General features: G+C 62.7%; 3 protein-coding genes. All 3 read right to left on the bottom strand.

What is annotated here, in order from left to right; translation table 11 throughout:
- Window positions 1-1,511: 1,511 nt before the first annotated feature.
- From NKJ15_RS30860 to NKJ15_RS30850, 3 genes are read right to left on the bottom strand one after another with little or no spacing between them, the layout of a single operon-like run.
- Window positions 1,512-1,709: a twin-arginine translocase TatA/TatE family subunit gene (locus tag NKJ15_RS30860; RefSeq protein WP_352819517.1), complete on the bottom strand. Its 198-nt coding sequence runs from the start codon at window positions 1,707-1,709 to the stop codon at window positions 1,512-1,514.
- Window positions 1,710-1,727: 18 nt separating this feature from the next.
- On the bottom strand, window positions 1,728-7,535 hold the full coding sequence (locus NKJ15_RS30855; protein ID WP_352819515.1) for a hypothetical protein: 5,808 nt from the start codon (window positions 7,533-7,535) through the stop codon (window positions 1,728-1,730).
- Entirely contained in the window at window positions 7,517-17,146 is a 9,630-nt protein-coding gene (locus tag NKJ15_RS30850; protein ID WP_352819513.1) for a hypothetical protein, read from the bottom strand. The genes NKJ15_RS30855 and NKJ15_RS30850 overlap by 19 nt, the downstream gene beginning before the upstream one ends.
- Window positions 17,147-17,258 lie beyond the last annotated feature (112 nt).

The following is a 17,258-nucleotide window of genomic DNA, read 5'->3' as shown; positions in this document are numbered from 1 at the left end:
CATAGAAATTGACACTGCAAGCTCCTCGGCTCCTTGCTTCAGTGTCAGTATGTCTCGCTCATCACCTCAAGCCGCGCCAGATGGGGTCAGCTTGGCGCTTACGCATGTCGACGGCTACGCCGGATTCGAACAGCTCGCGGCCAAGGGGGCGACAGTTCTTGCCACCTCCTGAGCGCCCATACGCGGCGCAAGGTCTATGACGTCCAGCAAGCCACCGAATCGCCGTTGACCGCAGAAGGCGCTGCGCCGGATTGGCGAGCTTTACGCGATCGAACGGAGGTCCGGGCGCAACCGCCATCCTATCGGCCGCAGCGCACCTACCTGGATGCATAGTCCCGCACATCTACAGCCACAGCGTACTGGCCGAGACGATCCGTTAAGCGCCCTGCGTTCGGACCGGGCTGACCCGATTCCTGCAGGACGGTCGCATCGAACTCAACACCAATCCGGTAGAGAAGGCGTTCTCGTCGAGGTGACGGAATCGTCGCCGGTTGGCCGATGGTCGACTATCTGCGCTTTGATTCTAGGAGGCTCTCTGGGCCACAGAAGCACACGACCCAAATCTCTCGCCGCCGCTTCCGCTTGCGATCATTCACTTGCAGGATGAACCAATCATTTTGGGATTCTTCAGGGGACTGCCTGGCACATCTTCATTGCCGCAGAATAATTGGTCAGTAGCACCAGCTGGAACTGACTGTGTGCACTTGGCGAACGGAACCAGCTTCCCGTCGGCTTTGGTGGCCTGACACTCGGCCGTGCATGATTTTGGCCCTGGTCCCGGGTTCGTGGCTAATATCCTGAATCCTTTGTCCTCATTTTGAAGTTCACATTTGAAAGTAACCTGTTGGGCTATCGACGCAGTCGAAAAACCCACGACCAAGATTGTTGTAACGATCCTCATAGTTCCCTCCGTATTGTAGGCAGTAATAATGCCTACGTGATTTCGATACAACGTGAGCTGTGCGTTCGAGCTGCACACTTGGCGGTGATAGGGGACCACTAGTACGACCGCCAGCCGCAAAACGCCTTTTCAAAAACCAACTTCGCGCATCAGCCGCTTGACAGCGCAGCGGGGACGTCCAAGCACCACAACTGGGGCCAACGCTTAAGTGGGTCTTTGTATCGGGCTCTACAGTGAAGCTCAATTTACGCACTCAGCAATGTAAAAAGCGCCCTTGCATTTAGAACTCTCGATGCAGCACGGAGACGAAGACGTGTCATATGTCTGCGCCGAACCAGAACAGTGCGTATACTCGAAATGAGTGTCGTCAATTTTTCGGCATTCCGATTTGCCTTGGACTATACCGCCAGCGCCATTGGGCCGGGCACACCAATTTGGTCGGTTATCGGTTCCCAGATCGCCGCATGTTTGAATATCCTCTGCAAGCAGGGGCGAGCACATGCTTTGCAGTAGAAAAAAGAAAATTACGATGCGCCTCATAAGAATCTCCTCCCTTCGGCTAGTTGACTTGCGCAATTCTCTCGCTATTGATTTATATACAGGTGCAGTCCTACTCTCGTCTCGGCTTCCCATCTTTGATCAAAAGCTCAGTGTCTTCGGCGCCACGCCTGGCGCCCAGCAGTTCGCGCCGGAACGTGCCAATGCCCTTGCCGGCGTCGCCCATCAGCGTCGACAACCGCCCCTTGCCGAACAAGACGATGATGACCACCGCGACGATGGCCAGGTGCCAGAAGCTGAATGCGCCCATTCGCAGGTTCCTTCGCTGTTAGTCCGGTGGCGGCTCTGAGGCGTCAAGTTCGACCCGAACCGCGAAGCGGACGCCCGATTCGATCGAGCGCTCATTGTCGAGAATGTCGGCATCCTTGCGGATCGGCTCGTTCGAGAAGGTCGAGCGCGGCGTCATCGTCAGTTCCTCCACCAGCACCGCGAAATGCGCCCGCTGAGCCTCGGCCGAAGCCGGTATGGGCAGTTGCAGGTTGAGCAACTGCGAAGCGCCGGCTTCGGCCTGACAGGTCTTGATCACCAGGCCGCCCGCTTGCTTGTCGATGCCGCCACCCAGCGCGCTGTCGGTCATTTCCGCGGGGTCGAGCCGAGCGACGCGTTCCAGGATCTGTCCGTGCGGCGACAAAGTGCATTCGATGAGCGTGATCCGCAACAGCGGCGTTTCGCCGGGCGCCGTTCCTGGATACTGTTTGCCGGAATCCTTTCCGGCGTCGACCCCCGTTGCCGTGCCGACGTCGACGCTTACCCAATCGCGTCCCGCCCTGGGCACTCTCGTCGCACTTGCCGAGCGTAGGTAGCCAACGACCTGAACCCATTCGGCAACCGGCTGGGAAACCTGCAGGTGCCGCTGTGCGAACGGCTGAAAACGGACCAATCCGAAGCGGACGAACGGGTCGCGCGCGTGTCCGACATCGAGGTCGACATCGACATACCAATGCTCGAAGTCCGGGTCGAAACGCGGCATGTAGGTGGCAAGAGAAACCATCATGAATTCGGGCGCCAGCGTCGAATTCGCCGGCTCCTGCGCGTTGGTCCCGCCGCCGGCCTCCTTGTCCCTGCGGTCGTCCGCATCGGGGATAGGCATCAGCGCGTTCGCGACGAAACGCGGTTTGTAGATCTCTTCCTTCGGCCACAGGACGCCGGGTGCGGCGCCTTCCGTCTTGATGAGGTCGATTGGCGCGGCAAAGTCGGCCCCGCTGTCGCTGATATCGCGAAACGCCGAGCCTCCAATCAGCCACGCCATCTCTTCGGAGGCGAAGATCGGATCGGCACCCCAGCGCGTCACATAGCCGCCTCCGGAGCCCAGGTCGGCGTCGGTGAAAAAGCCTTCGCGCCACATTGCGTCCTTACCGTCCGCGAATCGGTGGAGGTCGATCTCCCGCGGTCCTTCCCTCCACGCCATTGGACTGTTGCGCTCGACGATGCCCTGTGCCAAGTCGCCCTTCGTCCATTCCTGGTCATCGTCGATGCCGGAAGCCTCCATTAGATTTGGCGGCCAGATGACGATTCCCAGCCGCTCTTCTTCTCCCGAGGTCCACCATGGGCGCCGGAGACGGATGCGCACCTTCGTCCTTCGCGAGCGGACCTTGCCCTCGGTGGACCACGCGTAGGAAGGTAGGAGGCTCTTGGGCGTCAGCGCCGCCGGGCGTTCGGTGGCCGGAAGAATGATCTCTGTCCTTTTGCTCTCCTTCAGCAAGCGCTCCTGGTCGATCCTGGCCTGCTCGGGCGTGGGGTAGCTCGGGCGATCGGGAATCTGCCGCGCCGTGCGGGAGGTCGCCGCCATCCAGACGCTCACGCGCCGGGCCTGCGTATCGGGAAAGATCCCCTCGAGGACGGACCGGCTTTTCGTGTTCGCGCCCTCCTGCTTCTTGTCTCCATCGTTCGAGTGCTTGCCCTGCCGGGTAAGGTCGGCAAGGCTGGCTGGCGACTTCTGAGTGCGCTCCACCTGCCAGCGCGCCACCACGCCCCGACCGCGGCGCGGTTCGACCTTGCCGTCGCGGGCCACGTCGAAGCCGAACAGCTCGTCCATGTAGGTCAGTTTGCCGCCGGCCGCTGGCAGCCGTTGGCTGAGCTTGATCGGCTCTGGCTCGCCATCTTCCCCGTCTAGCGTTCGCGGCCACTCGCCACGGGCACGACCATAGAAGCTGCGGCCGAGTTCGAGATTATCCAGCGCGCCGCCGAAAGGCATCGCCGCCTCGGCGTGGAGTTCCAGGGTCTCGGTTGTATCCGGATCGAAGGTGACATTGCCAACGGCGATGACCTTGCTGCCGCCGTCCTCGTCTTCGTCGGGCCCTTCGCCACGCTCCAACCATGTCTTCTGTGTCTTTTCCGACAACCGCAGCAGTCTGATATCGCTGCCTTGGGGCGTCTGCTTGGGCAGGCCAGCCGCATGGATCGCCCGCAGGCGACGAACGGATGCGATGTCCGGCAGCGGACGGCGTAGGAGCGTGGTATAAACACTCGACGCCGCGCTTTTGACATCCCACCAGGATACGGACGTCTCGCCTCGGCGCAGCCGCACGTCGTCATCGGGGTTGTCGCGCGCCTTGCCGGGCTTTAGCCTGCAAAACTGGACGGAGCGGTTGTCGCTGGCGCAGTTCATGATCAGTGCCATGGCCTCGGCCAAGTCAAACCACGCCTGCAGTTGGGTGAGTGCCGGCACGCACCAGGTCTCCACCTCGAAGTCTTCGCCGGGGTACAGGCAAAGCGTCACGGTGGCAGGCGTCTGCCCTTTCGCCGGCTCGAACAGTCGGATGCCGGCTTGCATAGCCCGCGCCCGCAGGTCGTCGTAGCTGGCGAGCGTCGCATTGGCGGTGCCTTGGACCGCCTTCACTTTGATCCTGATCGGGCGGGCATCGGGATACCCCGGCGTCCCCGAGGATTTTTCGTCGGACGGATCGTTGTAGAACGGGACCTGGATCGCCTCACCGGCCAGATAGCGATTCGGCTGGTCGGGATAGCGCAGCGCAATGATCAGATAGCGCGCTGCGGGATCTGGGTAGTACTCCTGGGTCCGGATCGGCGCTTGTGCCGTGCCGGCCTTCAGGTCCGGCTGGGGCCGACGACGGAAGACTGCGAATCCGCCAGGCGTCACCTTTTGTTCGAGTTCGTTGCCTTGCGCGTCGTGCGATTCGTAGGCGCGATACCTGCCACGGATGGCCGTTGGCTCCGGCGGCTCCTTCGGGTCGAAAAGCGGAAATCCGCCCCAGTCGGAATCGTAGTCGACGTCCTGCAGCCCACCGGGCGGGTTGCCTGCCAGCCGTTGCGCAGCCGCGTCGAAGACCGAATGCATGACCGCGAAATCGAGGTCTACCAAGGGCGCGAAAAGCATCCGCGCAGTCTCGTCAGGCTGGAAGCGCCAGCCATGCACCTCATCGGCGGCTGCATAGTCCGGCGGGCTGCGCACCACCATATCCTTGCCGTCGATGCCCTTGCGTTCACTGGCGAACTCGGCGAGCACGGTCGAAGCGTCCACCGCCACGATCGGTGGCCCAATGCGCTCCTGGCGCAGGAACCGCTGCAATTCGGCAGTTTTTTTGGAAGGATAGGCCATGCCGCGGCGAAGTCCTCCGTCGTAGAGCTTGATCGCGCGACCCAGCGGTGCGCAAACGCCGCCGACCAGGACAGCTCGCGCGCCCAGCGCGTAGGCCCCGCCGAACCGAAGGCGGTGCGCGCGAAGGTCGCCTTTTACCGGCAGCGACAGGGTGCGGGTGACCGGCAGGTCGACCGCCTCCGCATGGCCATCGAAGGCGCCGGTGCGCATGCCGATCGGGTCACCGTCCCACACGGCGAGAAGCTGCTCGGCGAAGGCGGTCTCCTGGCCGCCGTTTGCGATCCCGCCCTGCGAATTGATGACTATCCGCGTTCCCATGGCCACGGTCGCGCCGTCCACAGGCCGGGCCCCATCGTCGCCTGGGGGCGAAAAGGCGTTGGCGATCACATTGAGATCGACAGGCTGATCCGGCAGCGAATGCTGATAGCGGACGATCCGTTCCGAAAGGCTCGACCAGTTGCGCTTGTCATCGCGTCTTGGCAGCCCGACATCGAAGCGGTAGCCGATCAACAGGTCGTTTGCATCGACGCGCCGGCCGTTCGGCAACTGCGCGTTGCAGGACGTGAATATCTCGTCGATTACAGCGCCCTGGCGCCACCGGTCTACAATCTGCAGGCCGCCGGTCTTCAGGGTGGACGTTTCCGCCGCAGCGGCCTGTTCCGCCTCCGGCATGGCCGTGCCGGCATCTTTGACCTGCGTCTCCGCAGCCTGGCGCCGCTGCTCGGCCTCGGAGGCGATGGTCGTGTTCAGTGAAAATACATCGTAGCGCCTGAAAGACTGGTTGTTGGCCTTTAACGGCGCATCGAGATCGATTACCGCGTCGACCTGGTCGAGAAAGCCGGTTTCCTCGGGAGCGCCTAATGACCACGTCGGCGTATTTTCGAGGACCGCGCGGCGCAGCGCCCATTCCTCGGTGGTTGCCGGCCAGCAATGTCCAATCTCACTCTTGCTTTTGTCATCGGCGTCCTCCTCCGGCAAACGAAGCTTGGTCAGCGTCCAAAGCTGTTGATGGATGCAATCCTGGTTGTTCTCGTCGGTGGCCTGGATGGCAAATTCCAGGAACAGGGCGGGATCGGACAGACCCCCGTTGGCCGGCAGCAACGCGTCGAGACCGCCGAGATCAGCGGCGCTAAGGGTGAACTCGATATCCATTGTCAGATGCATGGCGCGCATCAACGCCGGCATGCCCTGCAATGCGTGCCAGCGCAGTTGCATGACGCCAATTCCCTCTTCGCTCGGCCTGTCGCCGTAGTCTTGCAGCGTCGACGCGTTTTGCGCTGCCGCATCTTTGGTGGCGGGGTTGTCCCGCTCGGTTCCCATGACGGACTGTGCGGTCGCTTTGATGTCCGATGCGCGATGCGCGACTCTCTGGCCTTGCAGCGTCTGTAGATAGTCGGTCAGCTGAAGGCTGCCTGCACTGCACGCATCCGCACAATCCTTGCAGGAACTGGCGTATTCTCGGGCGGCGTTTCGCTGGTCGTCAAGCTGGATGGCGAGCGTGAGTTCGAGCCAGTGCCGTTCGTCCTGCAGGGACAGCTCCAGTGCAGGCCCCCAATCTGCAGGTTTCTGGTTCTCCCATTTGAAGGGCTGGTATGTCAGTGGCGTCGTTTGATCCGACTTGATCGCGGCGGCAAGCGCGTCGCGCCACGTCTTAAGGTCCGCATCCTCAGGCAACTCCTTTCCGGTTCTTTTAAGATAATCAGCCTTCTCATTGGTCAGTGCATACGTCTGCACCGGCGATTCTACCAATGCTTGCGCGAGCCGCAGTTCTCCTACCGACCGCTTGCTCAGATCGCCAAGCAGGTCGCGCAGAATCCGCATCCGCTCGGACCCCAGCGGTACCTTCGACCAGGGGCGTTGAGCCGGGCCTGAACGCGCCTGGCTCCGCATCTGGCGCTGACCGTTCGCATGATCGCTTTCGGCCGCCGATTGCGCTCCAGCCAGCGATTCGATGAGGTTTCGCGCCCGTTCGAGCGTAGTCTGGCGCGCGAGCTCGGCGCGCGGCACGCTGATCACGTCCGGGGTCGAGCCGATGTTTCCTTTGCTATCGCGCTGGAACATGTCCGTTTTCTCGCCGGCCGTTTTCGTCGCGGCTTCGGAAAGAAGAGTGCGAAGCCCGGGCATATCGGCAAACCACGTCTGCCAAAGCCCCGTGAGATGCGCCAGCCCGTCTTTGTCGGCAGTATCGAGCTTGGCATAGGCGTCGGAAAAAACGTTCCTGACCGAACTGGCCAACAGTTTTCCCGCCCCGTTAGTCATCGCCTCACGGACAAGAATCCGGATGCCGTCATCTTGTTTGAATCGCCCCGCGATCCACGACGGCCAGGTGTCAATAGGGCCTGTGCGGGACGAGCCGGGAACCGGAAAGAATGCGATGGTGGCGCCGATGCGATAATCGGTGCCATCCAGCCATGTCACGCCGTGCGGAACAAGCTGCGCCGCGAAAGCGTCGCGCGTTTCAACCGGTTGCTGCGTCGAGTCGTTCGTCGCGGCCTGCGCTAAGACGAGAGTATCCATGGCTGCTCTTCCGAGAAGTATTGCATGTAATCGGCGAAATGCTCGCTCTTGCAGCGCGTCACGCTGCTGATTTTGGGCCTTGTGTCACCCAGCACCGGCATGCCGGTCGTCGCGCCCGTCGTCATCGGATCGAGGCCGAGCCCGGCGAAGCGCGTGGGTGAGTCGAGGCTTGCGCTGATTCCGCCACCGCCAAATCCCTTTTTCTCCTGCTTGGCGATGACGAAGCGGAACTCGATATCCTTGATGCCAAGCGAGAATGAGAACACGAAGATGGCACTGCCAGCGACGCCGCCAGACGCCTGCTGCCCGACACGGACCTGCAGCATCGCCATGATGCTGAACATCGCGATCTTCGCCGACCCCGCCGCCGTGAACACGCCTTCGATGGTCGACACGCGCTTGCCCTCCACTTCGAGGGAACGGATGTAAATGCCGGCGGTGATCTGGCCGCGTCCGGTCACCGGGCCGAGCTTGAAGTCAACGATGGCGCCAAACTCGAGCGACGCGCTGAATCCGATGATCCCGCCCGAATTGGCGTAGAGCGCGAGGTGGCCGCAGCCTCCGAAGATGGTTGACGTGATCGAGAACGGCGCCTCGGGCCTGGACAGCCCGACCTTGAAGATCGCATCTCCTTCCGAGAACGGCAGCACGCAGGAGGCGTTCAGCGACACGTTGGAAATGTTGAGCGCGCCGAGCGTCAGGTAGATCGGTGGCATGCGATAGCCTGCCTCGATGCCCGGCAGGTCGTAGCGCAGCGACAGGAAGAAACCGCTGTCGCCGAACGAGACCCACTGCGAGATCGAGTCCAGGAACGCCACCATCTCGCCGAGCTTGAAGTCGGAGATGTTGGTTTTCAGCTTGCCGCCGGTGTCGCTGCCGAACCGGGCGCCGTCGAACTGCAATGTCACGACATCGAGCATTGTGCCGACGAGCTTGACCTTGAAGGCGCCGAGCGACCCCGACACGTCCACCTTGGGAGGCGCTGGCTTCAAGAGGTCGATATAGGTCCGCGCCTTCAGCGTCAGGCGGCAGTCTGCAAACTCGGAATTGTAATTCTCGACAACAAGCGGGTCATCGGTGTCCTGAAAATTTGGAATGAATATCTCGGCAAAATTGTTCTTGAGCTCGACGTCGAAATCGTAGGCGAGCGTGAGCCGTGTCGGCACCATTTCGCGAAGCTTCGCCTCGACCTCTCGCCGCACGGCCCCGATGTCGATCAGTTGTCCGAATTGTCCGCGGATCACCGTCTCGACCGCCTCCGTGACCTGCTTGAAGATCACGACGACCGCGTTCGGACCGTCGGCCGCGTTCACGGTGCACGACGCGGCATCGCCGCTGCCGGCTTCCTTCCATTTCCGAACGCGGCCGAGGAATTCGGCGGTGGCTTGCATGAACTTGCCGTAGTTGATCGGCTTGGCGGCGATCGCGTTGCCCCATTCCGTCAGCTCCGCAGTCTGCGTCGCCAGTTGATCGTCTAGCATCTTCGCGGGATCAGGCGGACAGGCGACGAGCAGCGTCGTCAGGCCCGCATTGACTGAAGTCGAGCCGGCCGGCAGCCCCTTGATAACCGCGTTGCGCCTGTCGAGAACTGTCTGGAAGGCGGTGGCTGTAGTCTTCACGACGGAACTGAGCGTGGGCTGCAAGGCACTCAGCAATGTGCCGATATCCAGCTTCGCACCGGCAAATAGCCGCGACAACATATCCAAAGCTTGACGTTCAATGCCTTCCAACGCCTGGTCGGCTTGCGCTGCCGCCTTTTGAATGACGACGCTGACTACTTCCGCTTCGAGGTCCTTGAACGATGCCAGGAAGGCCAGAAGGTCTTCCTTTGACGCATCGATCGCACCGGACCCGGCCTTCTCGTCCGCGAATACCACGACGGCCGCGTCGACCTTGACGAGCTTGTCGATCGCGGTGCCGACTTTCGCCGTAAGGTCGATGAGCTTGGTGAACGCCGGATCGTTCTGCTTTGCGAGAACTCCCGTCAGAGAAGCGAAGAGCGATTTGATCTTGTCGTCGAGGTTGGTCAACACCTGGAGCATCTGCGCTCGAGCCTGATCGCGCGCTGGGTCGAACGCTTGCTGGCCGGCGTTGACCGCAACGAGCGCTCCCAGCATCGTCGCGTCCGCGAGGGCGGCCGCAGAGAGGACGGCGGGCCGCACGACCGTCGCAATAATGTCCTTCTTGGCGGTCTCGATGAAATAGCGCGCCGAGTCGGCGTCGGACAAATCGCTCTCAGGAACGTCACTCCAGGCCCAGCTTTCCGGCTTGGCGTCGAGAGCAGGGAGCACGCTGGTATTGGAAGGCTTCGTGACGCCGGAGACGCCGACATCCTTGAGCAGCGTCCCGGACAATCCGCGACGCAGCGCGGAAGACAATTCCACAAGCTCACCGATCGCAGCGGTCCGCTGCTTCTCCAACTGCGCGACGACGTCTAGGAGACTCCGGACAAGCTTGACGGGTTCGTTGCAGAGTGTCGCAGCACTTTTGCGGGCCGCTTCGTAACGCTGCCGTAGCGCTTGCATGTTCTGGGCGATCGTCAGCAGGCCGGCGCTTACATCTGCGACGGTCTTGCGCAGGGGGGCGTCCGGAGTTGAGATCTGTTCGTAGAATGCCTTCAGCGGCGCAAGGGTAGGCGCGACTTCGATGGGTGCCTTTCTCTCCACCTTTTCGATCAGTGTCTTGAGCTTGCCGGCATTCGTTTCGGCAAGCACGGCCAGCGCCTCGGCAAGGCGAGCAACGGCTCCGACCAGGCGATAGAATGGCGGGTAGGACGCCGGAGCGTTGCATTTGGTCCAGTCGCGTTCAGCGGCGTCGCCGATGCAAACTTTCGGATCGACCACCACGCGCGGGAACGCGACTTGCACGTATGTGTCGACCACGCCGATGAACTCGAGGCACTTGCTATCATAGGCCGCGGCAATCGTTTGAAGCTTCGTAAGTTCATCGAAGCCCTTGGCAAATGCGACGCCGACGTCTTCCAGAGCCTCGACGGCCTTGTCGACGGCGAGTAACGATATGTTTTCGAGCGCCGCCGTGGCCTTGCTCAAGCCGGCGACGACGATGTCGTCGAACTGCACCCACAGCGCGCCCTGCAGGCTGTCGAGATGGCCGACGAGCGCGGCCTTTTCGCTGTCGACCCAGGCCTTGAGATCGTTCTCCACGCCCGCCGTCAGCTTGGCGAAGAACGTGTCGCGGAAAGTCTCAAGGTCGAAGATCGGCCGGTCGGACTTCGCGCTCCATGGCGAGTTCTGCCCACCCGTCTCCTCGTCGGGATTCATCAGCAAGGTGGCGGCGTAGGCTTCGTCGACGTGTTTCGCGGCCCTGTCGATCACGGTCTCGTCGGCCGGGACAGGCAAGCGGATGATCACGTTGGCCAGGGCCGACGTTGCGCCGTTCGGCACCAGCAGTTGTTGCTGCAACGTTTTGATTACCCATTTGCGGATGACGTCGGACTTGTAGGTGGCGACAAGCGTGTCCAAGGCTTCGCCGACCGCGCCCTTCAAAGAGGCGACGAAGTCCTCGACCAGCCCACGTACGGCCTCGCGCAACGGCGTCAGCGGATCCCGCGTGACACGCTCGATCGCCTGCGTGAAGCGGCGCCCGGTGGAATAGACCGAGGAATAAAGCTCGATGCTGGCGTCTGCATCGCCCGACGGCGGAGCTGCCGAGATCGCCTCGTCGAGCACGGCGATGAAGTCGGCCATGCTCCGCGAGACCTCGGGATAGACGCGTTCCAGCGCATCTGTCCCGCTCACGCCATTGAAGGTGAGGTTGCGGAGGCGCATTGAGAACGCCGTCAGTGCGTTGCGCACCGGCGTCAGCACTCGGTCGCGAATGAAGGCGTCGGCATCGTCGGCCAAGCCGCCGCCGAACTCGCGGATTTCGCGCAACTTTGGTTCGAGGCCGAGCAGAAGCAACAAGGCCTCCAACAGGTCGCTGATCTTGACGATGCCGAGCAGCTTGGCATTGCCGCCGAAGAATTTTGACAGGTCGTTGCCTTTGACATTCTCGGCAGCGGGCGGGATTTCCGGCAGTTGCGGCAGTCCCCCGGGCTGATCCTTCGCGCTGGACGGCACGGTGGGCTGCTGCGCAAATTTGGCGATGGCATCCCCATCGCCGATAGGCCCGCGCGATCGCGAAAGAGCCACGACATCGATTTGCGGCCGCGCCACCGCGCCGCCGCGCTGGCCCTCGTTTCCAAACCGCATCGGCAGCGGCTTCAGCAGGGCAAGGAAGATGTCCCTCTCGTTGTTCGGTTTTGCGGCGGGCTTGTCCTCTCGTACTGCGGAAGGGGGCGGGTCGAACCCGCTCAAGGCGTATGTTGTGTCGTAGCCGACTGTGACCGGCTGGTTCGGCTGGCCTGTCAGCCGCTCGATCTGCTTGACGTGCACCACCGCGCGCCGCATCGCGGGGTAGAATGGCGGTTGGTCGGCGCCGTTGAGGAAGGCATCGTTGTTAAAGTTGCTGTTCACCGATAGCGGCTGGTACTGCGCCGGATTGATGTTTCGCGCATCGATGCGGCCACCCTCGACGGCGAAGGTCAGCGTCTCGGTTTCGAACTCCGTGTCGCCATCGTTTTCCGGTGGCGCGTAGATCAGCTTCTGGCTGAACAGCGGCCGCTGCACAAGGGCCGCTCGCGTCACATAGGGCGCAAAGGACGGATCCGGTTGGGTCTCCGGCGGCGTGCCGTGCAGATTGTAGTAGTGCGTCAGCGGCTGCAGCGATTCTGCTCTGTTTACCGTCACATTGTCGACGAAGACCATCGGCATGCGCACCCGGATCTTATCGTCGAGAAGGACCTCGAACATCACTTCGGCACCCGATCGCCGCGCGGTGCGCGGCCAGAACGGCGTGCCCGGTTGCGCATCCTTGGGTTTCGCCGCGTCGGCAGCTTTGGGACGTTCGATGAGGTCGATCAATCCGCCTGGCCACACGCCGGTCTCGTCTCGCGTGCCGGCAAGGTCGAACGGGTCGACGATGTCCGGCGTCTGGATGGTGACGATGCGGACCTTGCGGAACGGCACGCGGCGCCCGTCGTCGCTTTGCCGGAACGCGCCGAAATCCTTCACCGGCTTGGCGATGCGGATGAACATCCGCTGCCTGAGCACGGCAACCGGACCGCCCTTACCGTCTATCCGTTCGAACCGCCGCTCGGTGCTTTTTATCAACGATGCGCGGATGCCGAATGGCATCAGGTAGCCCTTGTAGACGACCTCGGCGCTGATATCGCGTCCGAGCACGATGCGGTGCCGCCAACGCTCGATCGACAGCGCGTCGAACAGCGTGCCGCGCTCGTAGTCTATGATGGACGCCGGCGGTTCGAAGGAGGCGTTGACCGAAAGGAACCCGCCGAGGGCGCTCAGCGCCAGTTCGAAGCCCTGGGGATCGAGCGGTCTCGGCACGTAGATATCGCCGAGATCATATTGTTCCTCGCGATTGGCCGGTTTGCCGAGCAGCGAGACCTGGAAACCCCGCGGCGGCTCGCGCTGGTCCCTGCCGATGCGCTTGCCGCTGAGCGAGACGCGCCCGAGCACCGGAAGTCCATGAACCGAGCTCAGCGCAACCAATTCGTGTCGGTCGAATGCGTCGAGCGAAGTGCGGAATCGATGGCCGTCAAGCTCCCCCTTCGCCTCGGAAAGGTTGAGCGATGAGAGATGCCGTCCGATCACCCACGGCGCGTAGGGTCCGCGCAATGGTGCGCGGTTGACCCTTGAGCGCTGCTTCGGAAAATGCCGGGTGATGAACTCCGGAAGGGCTGGCGTGGCGGAACTCGCGAACTTGTTCCAAAGGCCTTCGCGACGTGGCTCCTGCGGCAGGAACGCCTCCGACCGATAGTCCGGCGACCAGATCGCGCGGGTTTCCGCGCCGGATTCGGGATCGAGCTCGGCGGTCCACAGCGCCGTGGGTCCGGGCGTGGAATAGTCATCCTGGTCATGGACCGACGGCGGGAAGAGTTTTGCCGGGACTCCCCGCGGGGTTCGGAACAGCGCATCCTGGGATGGCGACAGCATCAGCCGGAACGGCATCTCGATCGCGGTCTCGAGATCGGTCGGCGGCTCGCTGGACAGCTTGACGACCTCGGCGAGGCGCTGATCGACCGTGACGCGGGCCTCCGACCAACGGCGTGCGCTGGCCGGGTCGGCGAGGTCAGGGTCGCCTTGCACATCTACCGGCTCCAGCTTTCCGCCGCCCTGCGAAAAGCCCTGGTGAACCAGCATGTGGGCGAAGTCCTGGTCGATCTCGGTGTCCCAGGCCGGCCGCCGCGACCCATCGAGGTGCGACAGCAGCAGCTTCTGTGCTCGGCGCACCACGGAAAGCTCGAATCGCGAGAAATCGGTCAGCGCGTCGACAGTGAAGGGTATCTCGCCGGTCGCGAACTTTGGATCGTAGTCTTCCGTGTTGATGCGGAAGGCCAGGCGTGTCGGGCCGGACAGCCGCGACTGGACCGGTCGCATCGGCACTTCGGCCCCGGTGTCGGCAGCCGGAAGCACCTTCAGCGCCTCGGCAAGGCGGGCCACCATCTCCTTGGCCCACCACTCGGCAAACGCCTTCTTTGCGTCTTCCTTCTTCGCCTCGTCCTCCGTCTTGACGAGGTCACGGTAGATATCCACGACCAGTCCGCGGAGTTCGTCGCCCCCAGCGAAGGCAGCGAGCTTGCCGGTCTGCTTGTAGCCGGGCGGAAAGGCGACGACGCCTGCAATTGTTGCGTCATACTTCTCGGAGAACGCCGTGTATCCGGGACTGCGCAACTCGCGAAGAGCTTTCGCCTGGGTCTTCGCGTCCTCTTCCGGATTGCCGACCGCGCCGACGAGATTCGCTTTCAGCGCTTCAAGTTCCGAAGTGCTGACCGGGTTCGCGGGTACGTTGTCGAGAATCGGATTACCATCGGTCCCGTTTGTGATGGCGGCTTGCTGAAGCGACATCTGTGCCAGTTCCGCATAGCGCAGCGTATCCGGATCGACGAACTCAGGTCCCGCGTAGAGTTTTTGCTCGAGCGGAAAATTTGGCGGCGGCGTGTTGATGTCGTCGACCGGTGTTGAACCGGGCATCGGAAACAGGCCGGCGAAGGTGTCGGCAAACGCGAGAAAATCAGTGATCTGCCGCTGGAGCTTGTCGTCCCCCCCGAGATCGAGCGTGCCAGGGGGTACGGCTGACCGCTTGAGCAGCGCCGCCAGAGTCTTCCACGTGTCACGCCAGCCGAGCTTCCACTGGTCGTCGCTTTGATCTTTTGCTTGCGGGATCACTTCCCTGATCAGGAAGAACAGGATGTCGGCACGCAGCTTAAGCCGTGACGCTTCGCTGCCAGGAGCGTAGATGGCGTGCAGGTCGCGCAGCGCCTGACCGATCTGCCGAGTTTCGCGCGCAGGCGTCGGCAGCTTGGGAAGCGACGGCCGCACGGTGCGGAGCTGGAAAAATGCCTGCTCGGCCCGGTGTTGCGGCGGAAATTCGACGATGATCATCGGCCGCGGGTCGTGGACGGCGCCCGTCAGAGGCAGGGCAAGTGGCTCGGCCTCGGTCTTCCCGGGGTCGCCTGCTTTCTTTGCTTTGGCAGCGGCAGGCTCCGCCTCTTCGGACACGACGATGGTCTCGTCTGCGAGATCGGGGTCCGGTAGCGGATCGCCGATGCGGGCGACCACCGCTGGCCCGCGGGGCCGCAGCACGCTCTTAGTGCCGTCGTTGATCAAGTCGAGCCCTGCGAAGCGGAAGCGTAGGTCGGCCAGATCGCCGTAGCGGAGCACGCGCAGCAGCGCACGATCCATCGGCAGGCTCGAGGCGGGCGGTTCCGGCGCTTGCGGCAGCGGCAGGCCGCTTGTCGTGCCGAGCAGAATGTGGCCAGGGTGCAGGATGGTCGGCTGTTCGATCCCGTGCAGCCGCAACGCGATCTCCGGGCCGCCGAGGAAATCCAGCCTGCTGAAGTGCCCGCGCGGTGCGCCGAGTTGCGCAACGGTGGCGTGATCGTCGAGCAATGCCACCGATGCGTCCGCTATCCGCACGGTCGCCTCGAAATGCGAGATCGTCGTGAAATTCGTGGCGCGGATCACGATCGGTGCGTGCGTGCGCTTGTCGCCCGGCAACGGCTTCTTCAACTCGGGCCGTTCTGCCGAATAGACGCCCAGCGAGGTCGCAAGTGTGAACGTCCTTTCGGCGAGCGGAAGCCGGCACAGCAGGTCGAGGTTACCCCAGCGTGGGTTGATCGCATTCGCTTCCGAGAGGGCGGTCGACAGGCATAGTTCGCCGCGTTCGAAAGGCAGCTGACCCTCGAGGAACTCAGGTCCCGGCGGCTCGAGTTGCGCGACCGACGCGATGCTGAGATCGCCGGAAAGAATCACCCGCGCGGCAACTGCCTCCGTGGCATCGCCCGTTGCATCGATGACAGTCGACCAGCGAGCGAACTCCACGGCCGCGTGAACCTCGGCCCGTTCGTCGCCCTTGGACGCTTCGTTCTTGTTCGCATCGGGCAACGCCAGAGTGTAATCGTCGAGCACGACGGCTACGATCCCATGGCTGACGTCATCCGGAAACCGGTGCGCAGCCGCAAGGAGTCGGCTTCCACCGACGGCGGCGCCGCGGAACGCGCCGCGAATGATCGAGCCCGCCGGTTTCCAGTCAGGGAAGTTTCCCTCGACCCAGCCAAGCCCCTCCTCCGTCTTTTCGGTCTCCCTGCTCTCGGTCTCCTTGCCCCCGGTCTTCTTGACATCGGCCTTGCCGGCTTTGTTCGTCGGCTCAGCACGCGGCTGTGTGTCGCGCCAGATATCGAGTTCCGGGGCGCGGGCCACGGTGCTTTGCTGCGGCATCGCGCGCCCTCCGCCAGGCTTGCCGGGGCCGGTCAGATCCGCAGGCCATACGCTCGACAAGGTGAGAGCCGTCGCCGCGGCGCCTGCTTTCTCGGCGACCGTCGCGATGCGCCACAGAAACTGGTCGCCGGGCTTGACTTGCGGTAGAACCAAGAGCTCGATCCGCGCTGCGTCGACGATCGGGCCGAAGACGCTGTCTTTGAATTTCGTGGCGAGGCCACTTGAATCGCCCGCGGTCTCGAGACGGACAGGCTTGCGACCGCTGTTGATCCACGATTTGAGATCCCGGCTGGCCAAGAGGGCGGGTTTCTTTTCGCCGAAGATCCACCCTTGAGCCTCGACCCGGAAATCCGGCGCGAAGGTTTGCGCCGTTACGTTGTGCCTGACGATGAAATCGAGCGTGAAGAAGCGGTACTTGTCCTGGTCGAGCTCTGCTAGCCCTTCCGGCAACATGGTCGCGTGTGAGATGCGGAGCCGCAGGTCCACCCGACCCGCTGTCTCGTCCACCGCGCCGGTGGGGCGCACATCGATCCGAGCAGCGACGCCGAACGAAAGCTCGCGGAAATAGAACTCTTGCTTGGGCCTGCCGGCTCCGTCGAAGTAAGTCAGCTGATAAATGAAGCGGTCGGCGCCGTCTTCGGATCGTGAGTATAGCCAGCGATCTTTGGGATTGGTTATCTCCGCGCCAAAGACCTTGTCGGCAACAAAGGCGCTGGCAACGCCGCCGGCGATGAATCCGCGTCTTGTGACGCGCAAATGTCCGCTGTCTTCATCGACATCCGATGAAGACCATGCACCCTCCCGCTCGACCACATCCCCCCCCTGTCAAGCAATAGAACCAGCATTTTGTGACGGTGCCTGGAAGACGGTGACCGCGTTTTCGGTCTTTTCTCCGTCAATCGACCCAGTATCTTCGTCGAAAGCA

The sequence above is a fragment of the Mesorhizobium sp. M0207 genome, assembly GCF_040321995.1.
In the GTDB taxonomy this organism is placed as follows: Bacteria; Pseudomonadota; Alphaproteobacteria; order Rhizobiales; family Rhizobiaceae; genus Mesorhizobium.
Note: the sequence above shows the minus strand (reverse complement) of the source record. Positions and strands in the feature narration are given on the sequence as shown.

Coding starts and splice junctions, on each gene's coding strand:
- NKJ15_RS30855 (WP_352819515.1), bottom strand. CDS start 7,535: ATGGATACTCTCGTCTTAGCGCAGGCCGCGACGAACGACTCGACGCAG.
- NKJ15_RS30860 (WP_352819517.1), bottom strand. CDS start 1,709: ATGGGCGCATTCAGCTTCTGGCACCTGGCCATCGTCGCGGTGGTCATC.